Source organism: Haloferula helveola (genome assembly GCF_037076345.1).
In the GTDB taxonomy this organism is placed as follows: domain Bacteria; phylum Verrucomicrobiota; class Verrucomicrobiia; order Verrucomicrobiales; family Akkermansiaceae; genus Haloferula; species Haloferula helveola.
In genome coordinates this window covers 2,103,235-2,120,517 of sequence record NZ_AP024702.1, presented here as the reverse complement: position 1 = coordinate 2,120,517, position 17,283 = coordinate 2,103,235, and the positions used below count along the sequence as shown (strand labels likewise).

The following is a 17,283-nucleotide window of genomic DNA, read 5'->3' as shown; positions in this document are numbered from 1 at the left end:
ACTACGAACACCACTGGCGCGCGACTGGGGTTTGTAAGTCCTCTCGGGTGGTTGGGGCGCCGGTTATGAAACCGGCATTTCTCCGAACCGGCCCTTGTCCCATCCTTTTGCGAAGGGTAGCCACTACGTTACTCCAAGTATGTCCGCGAAAACCACATGCCCCGAGTGCGGCGCGGAGTTTCTGAAGAAGACCGCGGATTCGAACGGCGGTTACTGCCTGAGGTGCCGGCCGAAGAAAAAGCGGGAAGTCGATCACGAGAGTTTGGCGGATACCATGGAGATCGGCCTCCGGCTGCTGCTCGGATTCGTGTTCGGATGCATCTTCGCAGGCGCCGGCTACGGGGTGGGCGCGATGATCTGGGTCGGAGTTGGAGTGCTGATGGCACTGGCCGGCTTCCCGTTGGGATTCCTCTACGGCTTCTTCCTTCCGGAGATCAACGGGTTCATCCGGAACTGCTTCCGCATGTTTCTCGGTGGAGGTGACTGATGCTGCCTGGGGGGCGATGTGAACCTTCGGGTGGTCTGTCACGGGTGTTCGTAGTTCCCCGTTTACGGGGTTCGGAGTTGATGGAGTCGCGGACTTCTCTCGTTCCTCCGCCACCGCCTTCGCCCCTTCCGGGGCTCGAAGAAACGAGTGATCCGAATACCACGGGGTGAACCCCGTGGCTGACTGCCTACGTCCCTTCGGGACTCTTTCCGGGGTGGCCCGCGTGGGGGAGGGCCGTGCCTACCGCAACCTTGGTGGATCCAGCAGTGGCTCATTCCTTGCTGCGGGTTGCGAAGCCTGATTGGTTGGTAGCGACCGTTTCGCTTCAACCTCCCGTCTCATCATGAAACTCCGGCTCCTCTTCCTCGCTTTTCTCGTACCCTCGGCGTTCGCCTCCGAACTCGGACTCGCGACCGTCAAGCAACCGCTCTTCCTCGCAGGCGACGGCGCCGGTGCGATGCTGCGGATCACCGACGTCCCGTATGTAACCCGGTGGGCCGATCCGGAATGGAGATTCACGGCGATCAGCAAGCCGTTTGTCCCGTCCCACGACAACTCCTGGCATCATCCGGGTGACGTCAATCTCGCGTCCTTGTGCAAAATCAAGGTTGAGGGGACTTACAAGGCCAACTCCGTGGACATCGGAGTCGTGATCGATGCTTCGAAGGCTTCGGTGCCGGACTATTGTCCCTTCACGCTCGAGCAGGTGATCGATGCGGTGGAGACCTGCGTGAAGCTGATGTATCCCCCGAGGCCGGACGATGAGGGGAAGCTGGAGATCAAGGTCATCCGTCCTGAGAAGAAGGATGCGGAGTAGGCAAGCGGCCCAATCGAGGTGATGGATCACGAAACGCGAATTCAGATCGGTTCCGGTCAGGAGTCGGTGGTGGCGAAGCTGCGCGACTTGCCGGAGCTGCGCCGCGAGTATTCGTGGATGGAAGACTACATCCTGTGCCGCGTGCTGGACTCCGGAGAGGAGATGACGGTGGGATATCTTCTGGAGCTGTTGGAAAGCGGCGGAGAGACCGGGGAAGAAGACTCGCCTAAGCGCCAGGCGGCGATGCTGAGGGTGCTGCTTGAGAATCAGGCGAAGCAGGATCAGGTGATCGCCGAGATGTCGTCGAAGATCGGGTGCCTGTATTGGTACATGATTGTCTCGATTGTGATCGCGGTGATCGCATTCCTGCTGTCGCTGTGATGTCAGGCGCAGGAGGTGCCGGTTTGAAAACCGGCGCTCCTTTTGAAGAACGACGGGAGAGGGATCTGCCCGCCTATGCATGGCGCCCGAAGGACGCCACTCCTTGGCCTTAGCCCGCGGGCGTGAAGCCCATGACGATGTCGAAGCGGGCGGCGAGCTCGCCGGTCTTGGAACCCTTGACCGGTGCGAAGTCGACGATCACGGCGGCACGCTGCTTCTCGTCCTTGATGCCGCGGATCACACCGTCGCGCTCGTTCTGCTTCTCGCCCTTGATGTAGCACTGGGTCGTCCACTTGTCGCGGCCCTTCATTTTGACCGCGAAGTGGATGTGCGGTGTGCGGCCGGGGTAGGAAACCGGCTTGATGGTGCGGAAGTAGTACTCGCCGGTCGATCCGGTCAGGAAGCGGCCGAAGCCTTGGAAGTTCTTGTCGCGCTTGTCGTGCTTGTTGCTGCCCTTGTGCAGGTAGACGCCGTGGTGGTCCACCTGCCAGATCTCGACCATCGCGTTGCGGATCGGGTCGCCCTTGGCGTCGAGGATGCGGCCGCTGAGGTGGGTGACTTCGCCGACCGCCGGGGTGAGGCCGTCATTGACCACGATCAGGTCGTTGTCGGTATCGAGCGGCAGATCGACCGGGTAGAACGGCCCTTCGGTCTGCTTCGGCGTCGGCTGCAGCGCTTCGGCGAAGGCGCCCGGGACCCACAGGCCGGCGGCGGTGGCGGTGAAACCCTGGAGAAAGCGGCGGCGGCTGGAGTCGTTGAAGTTCATGGTGGGGAGAACGCCGCCAAGGGCGCGAAGTTTCGTTAAGACTTGGTAAAAGCCTACTCGTTGACCTGCAACCGGAGGAATTCGCAGGCCTGGCCGGATGGAGTGACAGTGACCGTCCCGGTGGTGCCGATTGGCAGGGGGTTCACGCCGGCGGAGCAGCGTCCGGCAGGAAGGGGTGTCCAGACGCCGAGGGTGGTGGAAACCTCGATCAGGATCGGAGCAGCGGTGCCGAAGGGCGGCAGAGGAAGTTCGAATCCGCCCGCGGCGGTCGAGCGGGGCAGGCTGTCGGGATAGTCGTCGTAGGCTCCGAGACCGTAGGCCCACGCAAAGGCGTTTGGCAGGCCGTCGCCATTGAAGTCATCGCCCGGCAACGCTCCCGGAATCCCCTCGGCGTTGGTCCACGCGACGAATGGGCTGTCGGCGACCGTAATGCTGCCGGTGGCTTGGATCGTTCCTGAGGCGATCGTGCGGACAGTTGTGTCGCCTGAGTCATCCGTCTGGTCGATCGCTATCGGGAAGCTTGCAACAATATCGTAGCTGGTGAAGCCGTTCGCTGAACCTGTAGGGACCAGTGTGATCGTACCGGTGCCAGCGCCGGCCCCGGCGATCTGATTGGGTGGCGCGAAGTTTTCAGCGACGTTGGTCTTGTTGGAAAACGGGGGCCAAAAGTAGCCGGTAGCGGTGCCTTGATCGATAAGGAACGTATGGTCCGCCGCATCAAACTCGCCGGTGACCGGATCCGTGATCAGGGCAGGTGGAGCGGTGGTGAAGATTCCGCAGGAAAGATTCTCAAACCGGAGATCATACCCCAGTTGGGACGTTTGAGTTTTGACGACGCGGAAACGCATGTCGGTGGCGCTTGCCCTGCCGTCGATCAGGCTGAAGCTGATCGCCCGGTCGTTGGTGATATCGATTTCGACCTCGACGTCGACGGTGCCGGTAAGACTGGTGTTCTGTTCCGTCCGCCACGAGGCGTTGCCGCCCGGCTGCACCTTGATGTTGATGATGTTTTTGTCCTCCGCGGTGGTGGCGCCGGCCTGAGGCACGATGTTCAGGGTGGTCGACCCTGAGACGATCGTGCCGGTGGTCGCGCCAGCGAGGCCGGCTGTGGCGAGAAGAAGGGGAACAATGCGGATCATGACGAATTCGGGGGCGGCTCAGAGTTCCTGACCGTCGCTTTCATAGAGCCAAAGCTCGAGAATTTCAACCGCGGCGGCCTGGTCGATCACCGCCTTCTGCTTTTTGGCGTTCCTTCCCGCAGCACGGAGCTTGCCAGCCGCGGACACGGTGGTGAGCGACTCGTCGATGAAATGAAGCGGAAGTTCCGGCAGGCGTTTGGCGAGTTTTTCCCCGAACTTCCGGACCTTCCCGGCGGCCGGGCCCTCCTCGCCGTCGAGGTTCAGAGGCAGGCCGAGGACGAGTGTCCTGATGTCGCGCTCGGCGACGATCGCGGCGATCCGCTCGACCGGGTCGGTGGTGCGGACGTGGATGGTTTCGACCGGGTGGGCGAGGATTCCCAGCGGATCGGTGGCGGCGATGCCGATGCGGGCGTCGCCGTGATCGATTCCGAGGGCGGGGTGCACGGGAAACTTTAGGTTTTAAACTTCAAACTCGAAAGCGCGGGGTGCGACGACGGCGGCAAACCGGTTGAGGTTTCGAGTTTGAGATTTCAGGTTTTCACAGGAGTTCCTTCGGGAGCTCGGCGGAGAGCTTTTTGATCGCGTCGGCCTGGTGGCGGTTGGCGATGAGCAGGGCGTCGCCGGTCTGCACCACGATCAGGTCGTCGACGCCGAGCAGCGCGATGCGGACGTTCTTGTTGTCGTTGAAGACGATGTTGTTCTCCGAATCGATCTTCGACAGCGGCGTGTTCGAGCGGTTGTCGGAGTCATCGGCCTCAAGGTATTTCGCCACCGAGATCCACGAGCCGACGTCGTCCCAGTCGAAGGTGGCCTCGATGTTGAGCACGCGGCTGGCCTTTTCCATCAGTGCGTAGTCGATCGAAATCGGGGTCAGCTCGGGGAACTGGGCGGCCACGGTTGCGGCGGGGTCGCTCGACTTGCGGAGTTCGGAAACGAAGTTCGCGAGTTCGGGCGCGTGCTTCGAAAGCTCGCGGATCACGGTCGGCAAGGACCACACGAACATGCCGGCATTCCAGCAGAAGCCCCCGGCGGCGAGGAACTGCTCGGCGAGATCGGTGCTCGGCTTTTCCCGGAACCGGGAGACCTCGGCCGGCGGGTGCTCGCAGTCCAAACCCGGGATGCTGGCGCGGCTGCCGCGCTCGATGTAGCCGTACGACGGGCACGGCCAGGTCGGGCGGATGCCGATGGTGACCAGCCCGTCGGACTTCTCGGCGGTCGCGATCGCATCGCGCATGACCGCGTGGTAGGCGACCGTGTCCTGGATCAGTTGGTCGGCCGGGAGCACCATCATCGTGGCGCCGGGGTCGCGGGCGGCGACAAGTCCGATTCCGAGCGCGACGGCCGGGGCGGTGTCGCGTTTCGCAGGTTCGGCGAAGATGTTTTCCGGCGGCAGCATCGACGCGACCTCGCGCACCGCATCGATCTGCGCGGCATTGGTCAGGATCAGGATGTTCTCGCGCGGCACGAGGCCGTCGAGTCGGTTGATCGTTTGCTCGAGCAGCGTGTCGCTGCCAAAAAGGTTGAGCAGTTGCTTCGGGCGGGCGTCCCGGCTGAGCGGCCAGAAACGGGTGCCGGAACCGCCGGCAAGGATGAGAGCGTAGGTGGAGGCCATGAAAAACGGGCAGTGCGGGTATTCGCGCGGGACTGTAAGGGTCGCAGGCCCGACGGAAAGCCCCAATCCCGGTGATGATTGGAACGTTTCCGTGGTTGTCGCGCCCCGTGAGCCTGCTAGGAATTCGGCATGACGTACGAGAACGACGAGCAGGAGCGCGCATGGACCGAGACTTCGGCGATGGTTTCGCCGGCTTTGCTCGGCGCGGCTGCGGGACTGATTCTTGGAGAGGTAATGCATGCCAACGCGCGTCGCGGCATCGCGATCGGGCTGGCGGCCCTCGGCGTGGCGGCGCTGATGCCTCTGACCGTGGCGGGCATCGTCAACAAGGTGAACGGCCCGCGGACCAAGCGTGGCGTGCAACGCCGCCTGCGCGGGATCCGCGATGCCGGTGACGGTTTTGTTGAAGATAGCCTGAGCGAAACCGGCGTGGTTTGAGGGGAGGCGGATGCGTGTCGCGATCACCGGGACCACCGGCCGGGTGGGTCGTGCGCTGGCCGACCGGCTTCGGGGGCGACACCAGGTTCTGGAACTGCCGCGCGGCGAGTGGGATCTTGCGGCTCCCGGCCTGGTAAGCCGGATCGAGGCCCTTGACTTCGATGTTCTGCTGAATCCAGCCGCGATCACGTCGCTCGAGGCCTGTGAGGACGACCCGGCTCTGGCCGAGAGGGTCAATGCCGCGGTGCCGGCGGAACTCGCCGAGTCGTGCCGGCGCAGTGGGCGGGTGATGGTTCATTTCAGCACGGACTACGTGCTCGGCGGGGCCGACGAGGGTCTCCACGGCGAGGACGTGAAGGTGAACCCTTTGTCCGTCTACGGTTCCACCAAGGCGGCGGGCGAGCGGGCCGTGCTTGATGCGGAGGGCTGCGTGATCCGGGTTTCGTGGGTCTTCGGCCCCGAGCGCCCGGCCTTTCCCGAGCAGGTCGTCAGCCGCGCCTTGGCCGGGGAGCCGCTGGCTGCGGTGGCCGACAAGACCTCGCTGCCATGTTTCACCAAGGATTTGGCCGGCTGGATCGAGCGGTTGCTGGAGGAAGGGATCCGCAACGAACTGCTGCACGCGTGCAACGCCGGCGAGCCGGTGAGCTGGAATGGCATGGCCGAGGCGATTCTGGACCAGATGGTCGAAGCCGGTGCGCTCGCAGCCCGCCCGGAGGTCGAGGTTCAGCATCTCGATGAGGTTTCCTTTTTCCGCGCCACGCGGCCGCGCCACACCGCGATGGCGACGGGCCGGCTGGCTTCGCGACTCGGAGAGGCACCGCGGCACTGGCGGGAGGCGATGCGCGAGCACGTCGCCATGCTCCTCATAAGCCGTTGACCCTGACCATGGTGCGTGTCAGGTTCCGTTAGTCTTCATGAACATCCGACTGATCTCCCTCCCGGTCCTGGGTCTGATGCTTGCGGCATGCGAGCAAGGCGGCCCCATTTCCTCTGGCTACGACCCGCTGGACACGGCGGGCGGCGGTGGTTCTTCGGCCCGGGTGGTCGATTCCGGTTACCGTCCGGGCGAGTTCATCAAGGCCTCGATGGACAGCACCGGATTCTTCAAGAAGCGGCCGGATGGCGATGCGAACGCCGACAAACTGCTCAAGGCCGGCACGCCGATGAAGGTGATCATGGACGACGGCAGCTTCGTCAAAGTCGAGCTAGACAGCGGTGAACTCGGCTACGTCTCGACCGTCCAGGTGATGGGCGAGAACGAGGCGGCGATGACTCCCTACGGCGACGGCGAAGTGCAGGTTTGGCCGCCGCCGCCAAGTGACGGGATCATCCCGCTCGACCAGATCGAGGAGGGCGACCCCGACGTTCCGGTGGTTCCGACCGAGATCGACCCGGACGCACCGGCCGATGTTCCATTGCTGCCGTCCGAGCCGGCCACCGATGGTGCTCCTGAAGTGCCACCTCTTCCCGAGCCGCCTCCGGTTGACGCCGGTGAGGACGATTCGGCCGCGGCCGAGTGATGGGGAGAGGACCGCGCGACTCCAGTCGCGCTCCGTAGCTTGTGTGCGTCGGCAGAGTTTTTGAACCGCCAAGGCGCCAAGACGCAAAGTCCGAACCGGAGAGGGATCTGATGCCCTTCGTCTTCGTGCCTCCAGCGGTTCGGTAATCTGTAGTTGGTTCAGTGGGCTCGATGAAGAAATTGAACCGCGAAAACCACGAAATTGCGCGAAATCGGTGAGATCCGAGATGACTTCCAGATTTTGGGTTTCGCGGAGTTTCGCGATTTTGGCGGTTCGCTTGAAGTTGCGGTTCTTGTCTGAAAACGGCTCCCCGTCGTTCGCTGTTTCGCGGCTACGAGATCTAGCGAAGTTGTGGGCCGATGCGCGACTGGGGTCGCGCGGTCCGAGGGACGCGAACACGAGAAAGCCGCCAGGGAATCCCCGGCGGCTTTGCTTTTGAAGTTGGGATGGGCGGACTTCAGGAAAGCCCTTCGAGCACGCTTTTCACGGCATCGAAGTCCGGCAGGTCCTTCGGATGCTCCTGGATGTCGATGTGGCGGACCACGCCTTCCTTATCGATCACAAAGGCCGAGCGTTTGGAAACACCGCCCATGATCAGGTTGGCCTCGGGCAGGAATTGCTCGTAGGCGACGCCATACGCCTTGGCGGCGGTGTGCTCGTAGTCGCTGAGCAGTTGGATGCCGATGCCTTCCTTCTGGGCCCACGCTTCCTGGGCGAACGGATTGTCGCCGGAGATGCCGATGACCTTGGCGTCGAGCGCGTCGTAGGCAGCGATGCCACCGGTCAGGTCGCAAAACTCCTGTGTGCAAACTCCAGTGAACGCCATGGGAAAGAACAAGAGGACCAGATTGCTCTTGCCGGTCAGTTCACTGAGCGTCACGAGTTCGGGACCTTCCGGTCCTTTGCTGACAAGAGTGAAGTCGGGTGCGGGGTCGCCAGTTTGGAGTGCCATGATGATTGGTATTTCGGGGTTCGGCGTCCACTATGAGCATCCGAACCGGTTGGTCAACGGATCGACACCCATGGACTTCGAATTTTCCAAACTCGGCCTCGAGCTCGGCTCGGGAAGCGGAATCGGCGAGCTGATGAAGGACCTCGGCGAGGCGCTCGCCGCCGGAGGTGACATCCGCATGCTTGGCGGCGGTCAACCGGCGCACATTCCGGAAGTCAACGCGATCTGGCGACGGCGGATGGAGGAGATCACCGAGGAGCCCGGTGCCCTCGAACGGATGCTGGCGAATTACGACCCGCCCCAGGGCAATCCGCGCTTCATTGAGGCGCTCTCGACACTCTTCCGCCGGGAGTTCGGCTGGAAGGTGGGCTCGGAGAATTTCGCGGTGACGCCCGGAGGGCAGACCGCCTTCTTCTTCCTCTTCAACCTTCTCGGCGGCGAAATGCCCGACGGACGCCGCAAGAAGATCCTGCTGCCGCTGGTGCCGGAGTACATCGGCTACGCCAACCAGGGAACCTGCGGCGACATGTTCCGCGCGGTGCCGCCGAAGATCGAGAAAACCGGCGAGCACGAGTTCAAGTATCGCGTCGACTTCGACAAGCTCGAGGTGACCGAAGACATTGCCGCGATCTGCGTTTCGCGGCCGACGAATCCGACCGGCAACGTGCTGACCGACGGCGAGATCGCCCGTCTGTCGGATCTGGCGAAGGCACACGGCATCCCGCTGATCATCGACAACGCCTACGGCGCTCCATTCCCGAACGTCATCTTCACCGAAGCGACGCCGGTCTGGGACGAACACATCATCCTGACGCTGAGCCTGTCGAAGATCGGCCTGCCGGGAACGCGCACGGGAATCGTGGTGGCACACCCGAAGGTTGCCGGTGCGGTGGCATCGATGAGCTCGGTTGTCGGGCTGTCCAATCCGAACATCGGGCAGGTGATCGCGCGGCCTCTGATCGAGAGCGGTGAGATCCTGAAGATTTCGAACGAGACGGTGAAACCGTTCTACGTCGAGAAGTCGCGCATGGCCCGGGAGTGGGTCGCGGAATCGTTCGGTGACTCCTTCGAATACTACATTCATCGTAGTGAAGGTGCGCTTTTCCTCTGGCTGTGGTTCCCCGGCCTGCCGATCTCCGCGAGGGAGCTTTACGAACGGCTCAAGGCCCGGGGGGTCCTGATTGTTCCCGGGAACTATTTCTTCTTCGGTCTCGAGGACGAATCTTGGCGCCACCGCCAGGAGTGCCTGCGCATGACCTTCACGATGGACGAGGATGCCGTGAAGGGAGGCATCCGGATCATCGGCGAGGAAGTCAGGAAGGCGTGGGCGGAATGAGCGTTATGATCGCCTAGCTCGCCAGCGACGGCTTGAACACCTCGAGGAACTTCCGCTCGGCTTCAAGCGTTCCGATCAGCACAAGACGCCCTTCGTCGGGAAGGGGCTCGAACGGGTCGGGGTTGACCTGGCGGTTGCCTGCGACTTCCACCGCGAGCACCGAGCAGCCGGTCCGGGAGCGCACGGCCGAGTCGGCCAAAGTCATGCCGGCGAGGCAGGACGGCACCGAGACCGAGAAGATGTTGACGCCTTCGGCCAGCAGCACGGTGTCGCTGCTGCGGAGGAGGTTGAAAATCGTGTTCGCGCCCATTGAGGCGTAGGACAGCGTGACGTCCGCGCCCGCGCGATGGAGGCGGGCGGCGTTGGATTCCTGGGTGCACCGGCAGATGATCTGCATGTTGTTTCTCAGCCGCCGGAAGAAGATGGTGAGGAAGGCGTTCACGTCGTCGTCGTGGGTGGTCACGATCACCGAAGCGGCCTGGTGCAGGCCTGCCTTGACGAGGACATCGAAGTCCGAGGCGTCGCCGATCACGGTGTTCGGCAGATGGCGGACACGTTCGGGTAGCTTTTCGATCAGGGTCCAGTGGATGCCCGCTTCGGTCAATGCCTGGGCGGTGGCGCGTCCCACCCGCCCGCCGCCGGCAATGACAACCCGGGCAGGCGCCTTGCCATCCCGCTTGCCGAAAAGCCGGTCGTATTGGTCGAAGTGCTGGCGCGATCCCGCCATCACCAGCACCGAGTGTTCGCGGATCTTGGTGTCGGGATCGACCGGCTTGAACTTCCCGCGGGACCACAGGCCGACGATGGTCACACCGGTCTGCCCGCGGAGGTCGCTTTCGGCGACCGTCTTGCCGACCAATGGTGTGTGGGCTGCACTGGCTTCGGCGATGATCAGGCCCTCGATGTCTCCGATGGTATGGGCGGCGGCGTCGTTGCCGATCACCCGCCTGGCGAGCGTCTGGCCCATCATTTCCTCAAGCCGGAGGATGTGCGTCACGCCCGCGAGTTCGAGAGCACTGCGAACCATTTCCGAGCTGGCTGAGGCAACGATCGGCACGCTGTCCGAAAGTTCGCGGACGGTGAAGCAGACATTGGCATTGGTGACGTCATCAAGAGTCGTTACGACCATTGCGGCTTGCTCCACCTTCAGCCTGCGGTAGCTCTCGGGATCGCTGCGGTCACCCATGACCACGGGCACGCCGCGGTCGCGCAGGTCGAGCGCCTGTTCGAGCGTGGGAACGACCACAAACCACGGGTAGGCGTATTCCTCCAACATGCGCGACAGCATCGAGGCGACCGGGCCATAGTGGGTGAAGATGATGTGCCCTTCGGTGCCCGAGGGAACCTTCAGCGGGGCTTTGGCCTTCTCCTGGGCCTTCATCCACGGTGCGTAGAAGAACTCGATGAAGGTGAAGGGCAGCAGCACCAGCAGGAACAGAACGCCTGTGACGAGGACGATGATGGAAAAGAGTCTGCCGGCGTCGGATTCGAAGGTGATGTCCCCGAAGCCGAGCGTCGACATGACCGTGAGAGTCCAATAGAAGCCCGTCACCCAGGAGTGGTGCTGGCCTTCGCGCTCCATCAGCACGTGGAAGACGATGCTGTAGGTGGTGATCAGCCCGATCAGCACGGCGGTCAGCCGAACGAGGACCATCAGGTTGGTGCGGCTCGCCCGGGTGCCCATCAGGGCGGTGAGGACGGACATCAGGGATTTCATTGCGAGGGCGACCGCGGAGCAGAAGAGGGGAACGTGTGGGTTTCTAACCGGTATGCGTCTCGGGTACAGGGAGTTTTTTCCATCCCGTCAAGACACCGCCCCGAAACCATTGGGCAGGATGCCCGCGAATCAATCCAGAAACTTGCCCGGGTTGAGGCGGCCGGAGGGGTCGAGGGCGTTTTTGACGGCGCGGTGGACGTCGAGATTCACGTCGCCGAGCGCGGCTTCGATCCAGCGTTTTTTCGCGAGACCGACGCCGTGTTCGCCGGTAATGGCACCACCGTTCTCGAGCACCCAGGTGAAGAGCTGGTCGAGGGCCCTGTCGGCATCGGCGCGGACTTCAGGGTCATCGTAATTGGCCACCATCAGGTTGGTGTGGATGTTGCCGTCGCCGGCATGACCGAAGCATGCCACCGGGATACCGGTCATCTCTTCAAGGCGACGGGCGAACTCGACCAACTCGACAAGTTTCGACCGCGGCACGACGATATCCTCGTTCAGCTTCGTCAGACCGGTATCGCGGAGGGAGTAGGAAAACTCGCGCCGGAGTTTCCAGATCGCTTCGCATGAAGGTTCGTCCTCGGCGCGGTCGATGCGGGTGGAGCCGAGCTTGCCGAGGCGGGCCTCGAGTTCGTCGATCTCATAGTCAACCGCGCGGGGCCGGCCGTCGATTTCGACAATCAGGTGGGCCTGGCCGTCGGGCAAGGCCTCCGGGCCGAGCCGGTTGCGGGCGGCGCGTAGCGTGAAGTCGTCGGTAATTTCGAGCGCCGACGGCAGGTGTCCGGCGTCGAGGATCGACTGGACGGCCGCCGCCGCCATCCGGAACTCGGGAAAGACCGCGGCGAGCATCGCCCGCGCGGGAGGCTTCGGAATGAGGCGCAGGGTTGCCGCGGTGACCACACCGAGCATGCCTTCCGAACCGACGAAGAGCCCGACGAGGTCAAAGCCGGTCTTGTTCTTGTGGACCCGCCCGCCACATTTGAAAACCCGGCCGTCGGGCAGCACGACCTGCAGGCCGAGCACGTAGTTACGGGTGACGCCGTACTTCAGGCAGCGGGGTCCGCCCGCGTTGGTGGCGATGTTGCCGCCGATCGAGCATTCCTTCAGCGATGCCGGATCCGGCGGGTAGTCCCAGCCGAGTGACTGGGCTGCTGTCTGCAAGTCGCCGGTGATGACTCCGGGTTGCACCACGGCCACCCCGTCTTCCGGGTTGAGTTCGAGGATCCGGTTCATGCGCGCCAGCGACAGGGCGATCCCGCCCTTCATCGGGACGCAGCCGCCGACGTAGCCGACTCCCGCTCCCCGCGTGGTGACGGGGATCTTGTGGCGATGTGCGAGCTCAAGCGTGTTCGACACGTCTTCGGTCGACTCGGCGAAGACGACGAGATCGGGCGGGTGGCTGGCGTACCACTTGTCGGTCGAATGGACTTCGATGTCGTCGCTGCGCATCGAGACCTTCTCCGGTCCGAGCTTCTGGACGAGCAATTCGGCGACCATGCCGATGTCGAAATCCGGTTCGCTCCCCGGCACCTCGCCATCGAGCGATCGGAAGACGTCCTCTTGAAAACCGGTCTCATACGCCGGACGCGACGGGGCATCCGCGGTCCCGCGGCTGACCCAGCTGTTGCGTTTTGGAGGAATTTTCACGGCTCGCTTTCAGGCTCTGCCGGGATCGGCCAGTGGTCAACCTCGCGTCAGTTCGACCGTCCGGCCCTCATCCGCCGACTGAGCCGCGGCGAAGCCGATCCGGTGGCCTTCGATGAAGTCGCTGGTGGCCTCGGCAAGCAACGCAGGGAGAGCATGGATCAGGCCAAAGTCGCCGCCGCCGTGGCCGGCGTAGCCCCCGGTTTCCTGCTCCTCGATCGGGATCTCCTCGATGCCTCCGGTGTGGGGCCGGCATTCAACCCACGGCTCGCGTCCGTCGGCGTGGATCGCGCCCTCAAGGATGCCCTTCGTTCCGTAAATCCGGGTCCGACGGCCGGTATCGAAGGCGGTCATGGTGAGATCGGCGGTGATACCGTTTTCGAACCGCATCGAGACCACCTGATGGTCCGGCGTGTCCTGGCCGCATTTGTAGGCGCAGCGGCCCCAGTCGCTGGTTTTCAACCACTCCCGCACATCGTCGTCGGTCATCTTTTCGGCATCCGGGCGGACCATTCCAAGCCAGCGTCGCTGGGTGGTGAGGTACTGGTTGGCATCGTAGAGACAGGTGCCGGCGTGCGGGCAGCCGTCGATGCAGCGGTCGGTCGATCCTTCCGGCGCCTTGTCGGGGCGGAAGTGGGAGATCTCCGCGAAACTCGAGACCGCGGTGCAGGGTGACCCGGCGAACCACGTCATCAGGTCGGTGTCGTGGCAGCACTTGGCGATGATCATCGGCGTCGAGTCCTTGGTCTGTGCCCAATGGCCGCGGACGAACGAGTGGGCATTGTGAAACGGTCCGACACCTTCCGCGGCCTGGATCGAGATCACCTCGCCGATGCGCCCGTCATCGATGGCGCGTTTCATCGTGCGGTAGAAGGGCGTGTAGCGGAGCACGAAGCAGAGCAGCAGCTTGCAGCCGTTTTCGTCGGCGAGGCGGGCGAGCTCCTCGACTTCCTCGGACGACTGGGCGGCAGGCTTTTCGAGCAGGACGTCGTAGCCCGCGCGCAGCGCTGCCGAGGCATGACCGAAGTGCTGGGCATCCTGGGTCGAGACGAGTGCGACGTCCGCGAGCTTCGGCTCGGCGAATAGGTCGTCGGCATCCGCGAACGTTCGCGGGGCCGGATCACCGGCGATGCCGAGCATCGTCTCAATGGCCGCTTCCGACGGGTCAGCAATGGCGGTGATCGTGTGCCCGAGGTCACGGGCGATCCTCATGTAGGTCCGGCCGCGTGAGCCGCAGCCGATCACGGCGAAAGAAAGCGATTTCTGCACGCGCCGGAGGAAACTCGAAACTCGCGGGTCACGCGAACCCGATTTTCGGCGATCTCGGAACAGGCCGAAGAATCAGCGGGCGTCGAACTCGATCGTAAAGTCGTCGAAGCGGGCGTCGCCACCGGTCCGCCCGCTGCGGTCGAGGCTGACTTCGTCGATGGGTCCGATCATTTCGGCGGGGGCCCGCACGGTGCTTTCGAATGCCTGGCAGTCCGGCTGGTCGATCGTCACCGAAAGCTCGGCATCGCCGTCGCCAAGGCGTCGCACCTTCACCAGCATCCGCTGGAGTTCGTCGGTCGACGGGGTGAATCCCATGCCTTGGTTGCGGGTCAGTTCCCGGGTCGTGCCGATCTGTTCGAAACGGAAACCGCCGCCCGCGTAGCCCGGGTGGTACAGGGCGCGGACCTTGCCGATCGTAATTCCGACATGCCACGCCGCCGCGCCACCCTCGGTCCCGCCGATCTTCGCCGAGATACTGAACTGGTCCGGGAAGCGCTCCATCCCGGGCCACTCGGCCGACCGGAGGATCAACCGCTGGTCATCATCGCCGTCCCGCTCGCCGCTGAACCGAAGTTCGCCGCGCGCCACTTCGCCCGTCATTCCCTCCGGCACTTCGAACTGGAAGCTGCGATACGGTTTGCCGAGGTCCTCTTGGGACTGGCCGAACCACTCGTAGAAGATGCCGCCGGTCGCGGGTGATTCCGGCGCCTCGAGCAGCGAGGCTGCTGCATGCCGGATCATCCGGTCGCGGCTGCCGATCGCGGGAAAGCGGAGTTGGTTTTCGATCTCCTGGACCCGGAACCGGACTTCCGGGCTTTCGTCAGCCGGCTGCTTCCGCAGCCAATCGAGGGCGTCCGGCCCGGCCGAAAGGAATGCCTGCTGGGCCCGCACCCGGTCGGGAAAACTCTCGGACCCGAGCTGGCGATAGTGCTTCTCGAGCGCAGGGGTTTCGATGCGCGATCCCGCCAGCGCTTTCTCCAGCGATTCGTTTCCGGTTCCGATGCCTTCCTCGCGCAGCAAGTCCAGCCGCCAGTCGCCGAGCGCCGCCGGGGCGGTGGCGAGCAGGAGGACCTGCATGCTTCGGAGCGGAATCATCTCGTTTCGGCGTAAGCGATCCCCGGCCGGGATTCAATCTCCGCTTCTCCAGATCCCTTGCGTCGGATGGCGGAAAATCTCAGGCTGCGACATGGGGAATGAGGGCCTGCCGGATGATGTCGCCGCCCACTATGACGACCTCGATCCGCTGTATCGCCGGATCTGGGGCGAGCACCTTCACCACGGTTTGTGGCGGACCGGCGACGAGTCGCCGGAACAGGCGGCCGAGGCGATGACCGAACTGGTTGGCGAACGGCTCGGGCTGCATTCGGGTCAGTGGCTCTGCGACGTCGGCTGCGGTTACGGTCGGATGGCTCGCGAACTCGCCGGACGCTTCGACGTCCGGGTGACCGGCCTGACCATTTCGGAAAAGCAGGCGGCGCGCGCCATGCGGGACGTCGACGACAGGGTGCACATCACCCACGGGGACTGGATGGACAACGGGCTGCCGGACCAGCGCTTCGACGCGGTGCTGGCAGTCGAGAGCCTCGAGCATATGCACGATCCGGCACGGGCGGTCGCCGAGATGGCGAGGGTTCTCCGCCCGGGCGGCAGGGTGGTGCTTTGTTGCTGGCTCCGGATCCCGGATCCGCTGCCATGGGAGCGCCGGTTTTTGTTGGATCCGATCGCGGAGGATGGCCGGCTTGCGGGCATGTCGACCGAGAGGCAGGTAACCGGGTGGCTTGAGGCGGCGGGGCTCGTGCTTGAGCAATCGGAGGACCTCAGTCGCGAGGTCGAGCGCACGTGGCCGGTGTGCATCGGGCGCAGCACGAAGGCGCTTTTCACCGATTCCGGGACGCGTCGGTTCCTGCTCGCGAGATTTGGGCGGAGCCGCGCAATCGGCGTCACGCTCTTCCGTATCTGGGCGGCCTACGTGCTGGGGGCGATGCGCTATGTGATCTTCACCGCTCGGAAGCCGGGGTGACGCGACCGGGCAGGATCGATCATGGACCGCGAGCTTCAGCTCGCCCCGTCGTTCGGGTAGCCGGAGCACCGGGGCGAGCTGAAGCTCGCGGTCCATTTCCCGATTCGTCCGATTGAGACCTTGCGCGGCCTTTGCGGATCGGCAGGTTGGCGGCATGAAGCAACGACGACTCGGCAAGAGCGGCATCGTGGTCAGCGAGGTCTGCATGGGCACCATGACTTTCGGAGTCCAGACGGACGAAAAGGAGGCCTTCCGTGTGATGGACCGCTCGGTGGATGCGGGGATCGATTTCTTCGACACCGCTGAAGTCTATCCGGTGCCACCGACGGTCGAGCTGGCGGGCACCACCGAGGAGATCGTCGGGCGCTGGCTGAAGACGCGTCCGCGCGACGGCGTGATCATCGCGACCAAGGTCGCCGGCGCCGCGCACGCCTGGTTCAACCCGCCGGTCCGACACGGCAAGGCCGCGCTCGACCGCCATCACATTCGCAAGGCGGTCGAAGGATCGCTTCGGCGGCTGCAGACCGACTACATTGATCTCTATCAGGTGCACTGGCCGGACCACGGGATGCGCGCCGAGGACACGCTCGAGGCTCTCGACGAACTGGTGCGCGAGGGGAAGCTGCGGGCGATCGGGACCAGCAACGAGGACTCCTGGGGGCTGATGAAGGCGCTTTGGACCTCGGACAAGGAGGCGCTGAAGCGCTTCGACACCATCCAGAACAACTTCTCGCTCAACAACCGTCGCTTCGAGGACGAACTCGCCGAGGTCTGCCGTCGCGAACAGGTCAGCCTGCTCCCTTACAGCCCGATCGGCGGCGGAGTCCTCAGCGGGAAATACAACGACGGAGCGCTTCCCGACGGTGCCCGCTTCAGCGAATACATTGCCAACGGCGGACCGCGCCAGAAGGCAATGGCCAAACGCTTCTTCAACCCGCGCAGCGAGGAATCGACCAAGCGCTTCATGGCAATCGCCGCGGATGCCGGGATCCACCCGGTGACTCTCGCCGTGGCGTGGAGCAAGCAGCACGACTTCGTCGCCAGCACGATCGTCGGCGTGACCAGCGAGCCGCAGCTCGACCCGATCTTCGCGGCGATCGATCTGGAGCTCGACGAGTCGACGATCGAGGCGATCGACGCCGTCAGTCGCGAGATCCCGTACCCGATGGGCTGATCGGGACGGAA

18 protein-coding genes are annotated in these 17,283 nt (G+C 64.0%); 9 read left to right on the top strand and 9 right to left on the bottom strand.

Features of this window, described 5'->3' with window-relative positions:
- The first annotated feature begins 139 nt into the window (after positions 1–139).
- The 3 genes from HAHE_RS07685 (at position 140) to HAHE_RS07675 (ending at position 1,685) form a co-directional block, all read left to right on the top strand.
- Positions 140–487, top strand: a complete 348-nt coding sequence (locus HAHE_RS07685) for a hypothetical protein (RefSeq protein ID WP_338689905.1) — start codon at positions 140–142, stop codon at positions 485–487.
- 343 nt (positions 488–830) lie between these two features.
- Positions 831–1,304 carry a hypothetical protein gene (locus HAHE_RS07680; RefSeq protein WP_338689903.1) on the top strand — a complete coding sequence of 158 codons (474 nt, stop codon included), beginning with the start codon at positions 831–833 and terminating at the stop codon, positions 1,302–1,304.
- A gap of 21 nt (positions 1,305–1,325) precedes the next feature.
- Entirely contained in the window at positions 1,326–1,685 is a 360-nt protein-coding gene (locus tag HAHE_RS07675; RefSeq protein WP_338689901.1) for a hypothetical protein, read from the top strand.
- 109 nt (positions 1,686–1,794) lie between these two features.
- Here the strand turns inward: HAHE_RS07675 and HAHE_RS07670 are convergent, their stop codons facing one another.
- From HAHE_RS07670 to HAHE_RS07655, 4 genes are all read right to left on the bottom strand, one after another.
- Positions 1,795–2,451, bottom strand: coding sequence for a protocatechuate 3,4-dioxygenase (locus HAHE_RS07670; protein WP_338689899.1), 657 nt, complete (start codon positions 2,449–2,451; stop codon positions 1,795–1,797).
- Between the two features lie 53 nt (positions 2,452–2,504).
- Complete coding sequence (locus HAHE_RS07665; protein WP_338689898.1) at positions 2,505–3,590, bottom strand: hypothetical protein; 1,086 nt, start codon at positions 3,588–3,590, stop codon at positions 2,505–2,507.
- A gap of 18 nt (positions 3,591–3,608) precedes the next feature.
- Positions 3,609–4,034, bottom strand: a complete 426-nt coding sequence (ruvX, locus tag HAHE_RS07660; protein ID WP_338689896.1) for a Holliday junction resolvase RuvX — start codon at positions 4,032–4,034, stop codon at positions 3,609–3,611.
- Positions 4,035–4,128: 94 nt separating this feature from the next.
- Entirely contained in the window at positions 4,129–5,202 is a 1,074-nt protein-coding gene (locus HAHE_RS07655; protein WP_338689893.1) for a mannose-1-phosphate guanylyltransferase, read from the bottom strand.
- 129 nt (positions 5,203–5,331) lie between these two features.
- Between HAHE_RS07655 and HAHE_RS07650 the strand changes: the two genes are divergently transcribed.
- The 3 genes from HAHE_RS07650 to HAHE_RS07640 are packed head-to-tail and all read left to right on the top strand — an operon-like array spanning position 5,332 to position 7,160.
- Complete coding sequence (locus HAHE_RS07650) at positions 5,332–5,640, top strand: hypothetical protein (protein ID WP_338689891.1); 309 nt, start codon at positions 5,332–5,334, stop codon at positions 5,638–5,640.
- Between the two features lie 10 nt (positions 5,641–5,650).
- Entirely contained in the window at positions 5,651–6,517 is an 867-nt protein-coding gene (locus tag HAHE_RS07645; protein ID WP_338689889.1) for an NAD(P)-dependent oxidoreductase, read from the top strand.
- 37 nt (positions 6,518–6,554) lie between these two features.
- Positions 6,555–7,160, top strand: coding sequence for a hypothetical protein (locus HAHE_RS07640; protein WP_338689888.1), 606 nt, complete (start codon positions 6,555–6,557; stop codon positions 7,158–7,160).
- A gap of 457 nt (positions 7,161–7,617) precedes the next feature.
- On the opposite strand, the gene HAHE_RS07635 is transcribed toward HAHE_RS07640, so the two are convergent.
- The gene (locus HAHE_RS07635) at positions 7,618–8,112 is read right to left on the bottom strand and encodes a redoxin domain-containing protein (RefSeq protein ID WP_338689887.1); all 495 of its coding nucleotides are present in this window, start codon (positions 8,110–8,112) and stop codon (positions 7,618–7,620) included.
- Here HAHE_RS07635 and HAHE_RS07630 point away from each other — a divergent pair.
- Positions 8,111–9,448 (top strand): valine--pyruvate transaminase, encoded by a 1,338-nt coding sequence (locus tag HAHE_RS07630; RefSeq protein WP_338689886.1) that lies wholly within the window; start codon positions 8,111–8,113, stop codon positions 9,446–9,448. The genes HAHE_RS07635 and HAHE_RS07630 overlap by 2 nt on opposite strands.
- Positions 9,449–9,461: 13 nt before the next feature.
- Here HAHE_RS07630 and HAHE_RS07625 read toward each other — a convergent pair whose 3' ends face one another.
- The 4 genes from HAHE_RS07625 to HAHE_RS07610 form a co-directional block, all read right to left on the bottom strand.
- Positions 9,462–11,153 (bottom strand): potassium channel family protein, encoded by a 1,692-nt coding sequence (locus HAHE_RS07625; protein ID WP_338689885.1) that lies wholly within the window; start codon positions 11,151–11,153, stop codon positions 9,462–9,464.
- Positions 11,154–11,294: 141 nt separating this feature from the next.
- Positions 11,295–12,662 (bottom strand): FAD-binding oxidoreductase, encoded by a 1,368-nt coding sequence (locus tag HAHE_RS07620; RefSeq protein ID WP_425510999.1) that lies wholly within the window; start codon positions 12,660–12,662, stop codon positions 11,295–11,297.
- A gap of 186 nt (positions 12,663–12,848) precedes the next feature.
- Positions 12,849–14,078, bottom strand: coding sequence for a Gfo/Idh/MocA family oxidoreductase (locus HAHE_RS07615; protein WP_338689883.1), 1,230 nt, complete (start codon positions 14,076–14,078; stop codon positions 12,849–12,851).
- Positions 14,079–14,150: 72 nt separating this feature from the next.
- On the bottom strand, positions 14,151–15,173 hold the full coding sequence (locus HAHE_RS07610) for a hypothetical protein (protein ID WP_338689882.1): 1,023 nt from the start codon (positions 15,171–15,173) through the stop codon (positions 14,151–14,153).
- 91 nt (positions 15,174–15,264) lie between these two features.
- Between HAHE_RS07610 and HAHE_RS07605 the strand changes: the two genes are divergently transcribed.
- Complete coding sequence (locus HAHE_RS07605; protein WP_338689881.1) at positions 15,265–16,098, top strand: methyltransferase domain-containing protein; 834 nt, start codon at positions 15,265–15,267, stop codon at positions 16,096–16,098.
- Positions 16,099–16,252: 154 nt separating this feature from the next.
- Positions 16,253–17,272, top strand: coding sequence for an aldo/keto reductase (locus tag HAHE_RS07600; protein ID WP_338689880.1), 1,020 nt, complete (start codon positions 16,253–16,255; stop codon positions 17,270–17,272).
- The last annotated feature ends 11 nt before the right edge of the window (positions 17,273–17,283 follow it).